The following is an 8,281-nucleotide window of genomic DNA, read 5'->3' as shown; positions in this document are numbered from 1 at the left end:
TTCTAGCTTCGTCGGCAGCGTCAGATGTGTATAAGAGACAGATTTTATGTAGAATAGATAGGATGGGAGGGAATGAAATGAATTATGGTTTAAAGTTTAAGATTCTTGAATTACAATGTTTTATTCAAAAGACTTATTCTGATATTAAAACAGCATGTGATATTGCTATTTATCAAGAAAACACTTCTAAATATTTAATTTCATTAGGGTTTTTAAATAAATCATATATGACTTATATAGAAGCAAAAAGATTTTATCGTGAAAATGACGAGCTTGTAAGTGTAGAATTTGATAATTTCTTTGATGCGTATGATAAATTAGAGCACGAATTAAAACAAGTTATTTCAAGAGAAGATAAAAATCCTTCATTGCTACATAGCAAATTTGATCAGTTTCAACAGAAAATTGAAAATATAAATGACCTAATAAAAGTTTTGGAAAATGCTCGTTAATAAATTATTTTTCTTTGTTACATAGAAATTATACATTATAAACATTTTTGGGATAATATGTATTGCGAATCTATTGTAAGAAGGTGACTTTTGTTGATTACAGAAGTCACCTTTTTATAATATGCTTTATATCTGTAATTAATATATTGTGTTACACAATTCACTTTTATATGACTTCATTTATTGATGAAAATTAAAATAGAAAGATCTGAAAATAGAAACCTACTAGGGCTTATTTGCTATGATAACCTTAGAAAACTCAAACTGGATCTTTAAAAAAAAGAGAATTTACACGTGAAATTTAATTTATCGAACCTTATATATATCTATAAAAAAGTTCATTAAAAGCAGTGATTTTCTCTAGAATAACTATATTTAAATAATGAATTAACGTCATTAAATTATGCGATTTTGTTTAATTTTATATGCTTTTTATTTTCTTTTTTTGATACGAATGAATAGTATAATTTTTAACAGTTTTATATTTTAGGAAATTATAAGAGGTAAATATCATGAAAAATAAAAAAGAAATAGCTATAGTTGCATTAACAACAGGATTGGCTTTAACAGCTGTAGCGCCATACGGAATAGGTCATGCAGAGGAAACAGATCAACTACAAGTTCAAATGAAGGAGGAATCGTTCCGCTCAGGTGAACTTACTCAACCGTCACAAAAGACACCAGAAAATGTAGTAAAGGATGCACTTAAGGAGAAAACAGAACAAGCGCTTTCTCCAAAGCAAGTCAATGGAGAAACAGGAGTAGATTATAAAGTCTTTCAAAAACGTGGTTCGTATGATGGGACTACACTCGTACGTATGCAGCAAACATACGAAGGAAAAGAAGTATATGGCCATCAATTAACTGCACACGTAGATAATAAGGGTGTTATTAAAAGTGTTTCAGGCGATAGCGCGCAAAATTTAAAACAAGAAGATTTGAAAAAGCCTATTAAGCTATCAAAAGAAGAAGCCAAACAATATATTTATACGAAGTACGGGAGCGATATCAAGTTCATTTCTGAACCAGAAGTTAAGGAAGTTATTTTTGTGGATGAAAATAATGGACAAGCTTCAAATGCATATCAAGTTACATTTGCTGCTGCAACACCAAGCTATGTATCTGGAACTTATTTAGTGAATGCCGATAATGGTGAAATGTTGAAAAATATGGTACAAGAATCAGGTTTAAAAGTAAGTGAAGAGCATGTTGAACCTTTAAAGGAAAGTAGAAAAAACAATTTCGTATCACTAACTGGAACAGGAAAAGATGATTTAGGTATAACTCGCACTTTTGGTATTTCTGAACAAAGTAATGGGAAATATGCTCTTGCTGATTACACAAGAGGGCAAGGAATTGAGACATATGATGTAAATTATAGAGATATTACAAATGAAGAAAAATATTATCCTGGTATATTAGTAACTAGCACTTCACCAACATTTACTGATCCAAAGGCGGTAAGTGCTCATTTTTTAGCAACAAAGGTATATGATTTTTATAAAGATAAATACAAGCGTAATAGTTTTGATAATAAGGGAAAAAAAGTAGTATCAGTTGTACATGCATGGGATTCTGGAGGAACAAATAACCCTAAAAATTGGGAGAATGCATTTAGTGCTAATATTAATAATATTAGTATGCTTATATATGGTGACCCCATGGTGAAAGCGTTCGATATAGTGGGCCATGAATTTACACATGCGGTTACCTCTAGCGAATCTAACCTTGAATTTTTCGGAGAATCTGGTGCAATTAACGAAGCGTTATCTGATATTATGGGAACGGCTATTGAGAAATACATAAATAACGGGGAATTTAACTGGACAACAGGAGAACAAACTGGATCGGTTTTCCGTAATATGAAAAATCCATCTTCAATCAATTATTCAAATGGAGTACCATATCCAGATGATTATAGTAAATATAATGATTTAAATGGAGAGGATAATGGAGGCATTCATTTCAACTCAAGTATTATTAATAAAGTTGCGTATTTAATTGCTCAAGGTGGTACTCATAATGGTGTAACTGTAAATGGTATTGGTGAAGATAAAATGTTTGATATTTTCTACTATGCAAATACTGATGAATTGAACATGACTTCTAATTTCTCAGAATTGAGATTAGCGTGCCTTAAAGTTGCAACAAACAAATATGGAGCGAACTCAATTGAGGTTCAAGCGGTCCAAAAAGCTTTTGATGCAGCAAAAATTAAGGGAGCAGTGAAAGAAAACGAAAAAACTGCCGAAAACCAAGTCCCAGAGTTAACTGTACCGTCTACAATTACACTACGTGTAGGTGATACGTTTGACCCGATGAGAAATGTAACAGCTGCTGATAAAGAAGATGGTGATTTAACAAATAGAGTACAGCATAAAGGCGATGTAGATACATCTAAACCAGGTAAATACATTGTGAACTACTTGGTTGTCGATTCCCAAGGGGGGAATGCAACGGATACGCAGACTGTAATTGTAGAGAAAAATGAAGAAATATTAGATATAGAGCCTAAATTAACAGCGCCTATTGGAGTGACTATTAATGTAGGAGATTCATTTGTTCCGATGACAGAAGTATTAGCTATTGATAAAGAAGATGGCGATCTTACTTCTAAAGTAAAAGTTGATGGTAAAGTAGATACATCTAAAGCTGGTACTTACGCATTAACATACACAGTTACAGACTCTAAAGGTCATGAAGTAACTGCGAAACAAACTGTAACGGTTAAAGTTAGAGAAGAAGTTAAAAATGACAACCCAATACTAAAAGTACCTGCTACAACTACAATTAATGAGAATGATCAATTTGACCCAATGGTAGGAGTATCAGCTACTAATAAAAAGAACGATGACCTTACTTCTAAAGTAAAAGTTGATGGTAAAGTAGATACATCTAAAGCTGATACTTATGAAATAATATATAGTGTCAAAGATTCCGTAGGTAATGAGGTAAAGGCAATACAAAAAGTACTAGTGAAAGATAAAGAGACTAGCAAAGCTAATGGTCTTGCTAGTAATAGTAATATATCAAACAATAGTAATTATGATAAAAAAGAATATACATATAAAGAGCTTCCAAAAACGGGTGCAAGTACAACTAACAGTGCAATAATGGGCATGTTGATGGTTATTGCAGCAACAGTACTCACTTTGGTTCGTAAATGTAGAAAGATACAAAAATAATGGCAGGCATAGGCATCATTCGTTTGAAGAAAAGAATTCATAATCCAGAAAAAATAAAGTGAAAAATAAGTAAAACAAAAAAGGCAGTTTGTCTTAAGTGTAAATTATATTATCGGTACCGAAGAGCGAATGTCACTAACTGAAAAATAGTTTGGCTTTTTTTTACACACAATAATGTTTAGATGAAGTTTTTACTTACTAAGATGTTAGTAGTTAAGTGGTACATTTGGCTTCCATAAAACTTTGCACTTGGATGTGATTCTGTCTACAGAAATATATTACGTAAAAAACACGTTACTATTCTCATTAAAAATAGTAACGTGTTTTTGTTGTTTAAAAATAGCCTGAATCGTAAAGTTCATGAATGTTAGAGTAGTTTTAAATAGCCATTCATTAATTACTGAAAACACTTTGTATTCTCCTGATTTACCACTTACTGAGCTATACGGGAAAGTGATTTTGTTTTTTCCTAATGCGAAAAAAATTACAACAGAGGGGTATGGTGTTGTTGGAAGTGTATTACACATTAAATTAATATTTAGTTGCCATATAGATTTCTTTTATGCATAAATTCGTGTAAAATAAGAACATACATTCTGCGCGAGAGTGAGGGGAATAAATATGTTAGCTGAGATAGAGAAACAATCTAATGGGTATATTGTAAAATTTCAACGCCAATTTCCTTATACGATAGAGGAAGTTTGGTCTGTGTTAACTGAAAACAGTAAGCTTAAAAAATGGATGTCTAATTTGCAGATTGAAAACCTTCAAACAGGTGGAATGATAAAGTTCGATATGATGGACGGTTCATTTTTAAATATTGATATTTTAGAGTGTCAACTAAATGCAGTACTTGAATTCAAATGGGATAAAGATCGTGTTCGATTTGAAATACATAAAGCAGGAAATGGATCCCTATTACTTCTTAAAGAATTCATTCATGAATTAACAGATCATACACCGAAAGATATTGCTGGTTGGCATATTTGTTTAGAACTTTTTTCTTCCGTGTTAGAAGGAAAAGAGAAAGAATTTCCAAAAGATGAGTGGCAACAATGGTTTGAAAAATACAAGGTCAAGATTCATGAACTGAAAGGATAATTACATAATAGGTAATATTCATTATGTAATTATTATATTATAAAAATGATTTTTTAAGAAGATAAGAATAGAGGTTAATATGAAAGTAAATCAATTAATTGCAAACAACATAAATAAATTAGATGCTATCATTCCGTTTAATAAATCAGTTGGTATTGCTGGTTTATCTGGATCTGGAAAAACAACTCTTTGTCAAACAATTGGTGAAGAATCAAAGAAGCGTCTAGTTTCCTTATTGCCAAAGGCTGAATATCAATATTTATTTCCTAATATAATGGAGACTAATTTTAGTGCTATTAAGATGGAAGAAATGCCTTTAGTCCTTTTTCTAGGGAAATCATCGATTTCTTCCAATCCGCGCTCGACAATTGGTACTCATACAGGTGTTTTTAAAGAGATTCGTGAAAAACTTGCTGAAGAATTTAATCTATCTCCTGAGGTTTTTTCATTTAATAATCAGTTAGGTTGGTGTGCTGCTTGTAAAGGGCGTGGTACTACTAAAAATATTGAGTGTAAAAAATGTAAAGGAAAACGTTATAGTGAAGAAGTTGAACAACATACTATTGAATTATTTGCTACACCACATACAATTTCGGATATTAACGATTTAAGTGTTGAATCTATTCTTTCATTAGCAGAAGAATTAAATATTAGTGAAGCAAAACAACACATTTTACAAAATATTATTAATATGAACATTGGCTATTTAACATTAAATCGAATTATGGGTACGTTGTCAGGTGGAGAATTAACACGACTTTACTTAGCTGAATTCATGGCAGTAAGTGAAAATGCAGTAATTATTATTGATGAGATTTCTGTGGGGCTTGATCACGTAACATTATTACAAATATTAGAAGAAATCAAAAAATTAGGGTGCAATAATCAAATTTGGCTCATTGATCATTCAGATACAGTACTGGATACAACTGATGAGCAATTATTCTTTGGACCTGGTAGTGGAAAATATGGCGGGAAAATTGTGAAAGAATCACCAAGGCCAAAGCCATTACTATCAGAACGAAATAACGAAGTGCCAACAGAATATTATACATTCCATGAATTATATTGTCGAAATATCCAAATGACTAAGTTTCAGATTCCTAAAAATAGACTTGTAACTGTTACTGGGGAATCAGGATGTGGAAAATCTACACTTGTTAATGAATGTATCGCTAAAGATTTTCAAAAGCGATATCCAAAAGACAAACTTGTTATGGTAGGACAAGATCGCAATCAGTCAATTACAAGTCGATCAACCGTTGCTACTTTCCTTGATATTAAAAAGAAACTGACAAAGTATAGTGAAGAAATTGAGGATATTTTTGAACGTTCAATTGAGGATATTATTGATGACCTTCCAAATGAAGATATCGCATATAAGCGCTTGAGTTTACTAATCAAATTAGGACTCGGCTATTTAACATTAGAAAGAAAAACACAAACATTATCAACAGGTGAGTTTCAATGTGTTCATTTAGTGTCGGAGTTATTTGCCAACACAAGAAACCCACATACTTTATTTATTTTTGATGAGCCTTCAAAAGGTTTATCACAAAATATTTTAAATCAATTTATAGATAGTGTCAGAGGGATTTTACAAGATGAATCAGTCTCAATCATAATGATTGAACATAATAGTTACATGCTAGAAAGTTCGGATTATATTGTTGATTTTGGGAAAAGACAGCTTGAATCTGTAGAACATCTTGATGTTATTAGTCATAATGATTATTATCGTCAAAAGAGTAGTGTGAAAAAGGCTGCGCAAATACATATTTCTTCAACGCTAAAGCGTAAAGAAGGAATTCACTATGTAAAAGAAAATCATATTAACTATTTTAAAAATGCTGAAAACCTTTATAAGGGTGGTATTTTAAAAAATTTATCATCAATGGCCCGATTAATTTATGGCGAATATGAATCTGATACAATTGCACCAATAATTGCTATTGATCTTGAAAGACATTTGTATAGTCAATATAGTTTCTTATATGAGATTGGTGGATTAATTAATCAAATTTTAGCTGCCCATCCAACCAATAAAGATACGAGAAGTTTTGATTTTTATTCACAGGATAATCACTGTCCGTCTTGTTCAGGGCGCCTTAAGATTGAAATCTTTAATAAAGACATTACAATACAAGATAAAAATGTTCCATTTTGGGATGGTTTATTCGATCTGGAAATCATGAAAGTATTGAAATTTTATCAATATGAAAAAATAGAATTTTTATTTGAAGAAATTAAAAATGAACTCGGTCATGATTTATCAAAGAGCTATAATGATATGTCAGAAGAAGAAAAACAGACATTTTGGTACGGGTATTTTGAAAAATCATTTTATGATAAGAAAGGTAAGACACGTAGAACATGGGTAGGATTTAATACGATTATTGGTGGATATATTGTTATTTCTAAAGCTGCTATTAAAGAACAAATTAAGGAATCTAAAGAAATCATGACATGTCCAATTTGTGAGGGGACGGTTTTAAATCATCATAAACCACTTAGGTTTGGAAATGCAGATATTCGTGAAATAATTAATCAGCCTATAGATGAAGTGTTGAACACAGTTGGTGATTTACCGGCACTCGTTAAATTGAAGTTTATAATAGGTGGAGATATGAGATTGACGGAAGATGTTTCTTTATTGCCAAGAAAAGTACAAGTTGCACTGAAAATGTTTGAATTAGAACAAGCAAATTTTTCAAATTATGAAATAGTGTTACAAAATATTTTACCATTCTGGGACGAAATTAAAGGGAATATAGAATCCATTAGCGTCAATAATCAAGTAACTATTTGTGATTTTTCTAATGTTTATGAAACAAGAGAAACCATTATAAATCAGTATTTCACAAATGGAAAATATAAAAAACTAACATATGTATACGAAGCATTTGGTTACAAAAAATTAGTTACACAAATTAATAAAATTAAAAAAAGCAACCCATGTCCATTCTGTAACGGAAAGAAAGTTATAACTGAAGATAACCTACATGATGGCGTGTTTAAATTAACAATTCCATGTGTCACTTGTAATGCAAGTGGTATTAATGATGAAGGGCTTAAAGAAATTGTTGATGGCATAGATGTGCAAACATGGTTAACTGGAACAGTTAGTGATGTTGTGGATGAAAGTTTATTAACGGAGGCTGTTGCACAAATACCGATTTTTAATCGTATTCGTGAGTTGGATAAACGAGATATGATGGCTGTTTATGAATGTTTGGAGATTAATAAGTAAAATTTTATTAGTTTATGTGTTATTAAAACCACTAACTCAATTAATATTTAGCGTGTATTCTTAATGGTAAATGTAATAGCACAGTATGTTTATTACGACATAACGAAAGAAGATCCAACTTCTTAATGTCAAAATTAAGAAGTTGGATTTTTTAGTATTTTTATGTCCCACATACAATATTTCTCACTATGGAAAGAAGTATAAGTGAAGGGAGAATGAAAACTAAAAGGGATAAAAGGTTGATATATTATGTCTGTCTCTTATACACATCTGACGCTGCCGACGAAGCTAGA

4 protein-coding genes are annotated in these 8,281 nt (G+C 31.2%); all 4 read left to right on the top strand.

Annotated elements, in window-relative coordinates; all coding sequences use genetic code 11:
• Nucleotides 1–77 precede the first annotated feature (77 nt).
• The 4 genes from JDS92_RS28735 (at nt 78) to JDS92_RS28720 (ending at nt 7,988) form a co-directional block, all read left to right on the top strand.
• Entirely contained in the window at nt 78–452 is a 375-nt protein-coding gene (locus JDS92_RS28735) for a hypothetical protein (RefSeq protein ID WP_001106151.1), read from the top strand.
• A 512-nt stretch (nt 453–964) separates the two neighbouring features.
• Nucleotides 965–3,637 (top strand): immunoglobulin-like domain-containing protein, encoded by a 2,673-nt coding sequence (locus JDS92_RS28730; RefSeq protein WP_087969216.1) that lies wholly within the window; start codon nt 965–967, stop codon nt 3,635–3,637.
• 621 nt (nt 3,638–4,258) lie between these two features.
• The gene (locus JDS92_RS28725) at nt 4,259–4,738 is read left to right on the top strand and encodes an SRPBCC family protein (RefSeq protein ID WP_199632948.1); all 480 of its coding nucleotides are present in this window, start codon (nt 4,259–4,261) and stop codon (nt 4,736–4,738) included.
• A 79-nt stretch (nt 4,739–4,817) separates the two neighbouring features.
• Nucleotides 4,818–7,988, top strand: a complete 3,171-nt coding sequence (locus JDS92_RS28720; protein WP_199632947.1) for an ATP-binding cassette domain-containing protein — start codon at nt 4,818–4,820, stop codon at nt 7,986–7,988.
• Nucleotides 7,989–8,281 lie beyond the last annotated feature (293 nt).

Origin of the sequence: Bacillus cereus group sp. N12, from assembly GCF_016483575.1 — a bacterium.
Classification (GTDB): Bacteria; Bacillota; Bacilli; order Bacillales; family Bacillaceae_G; genus Bacillus_A; species Bacillus_A toyonensis.
This window is presented reverse-complemented; position numbering and strand designations above follow the sequence as displayed.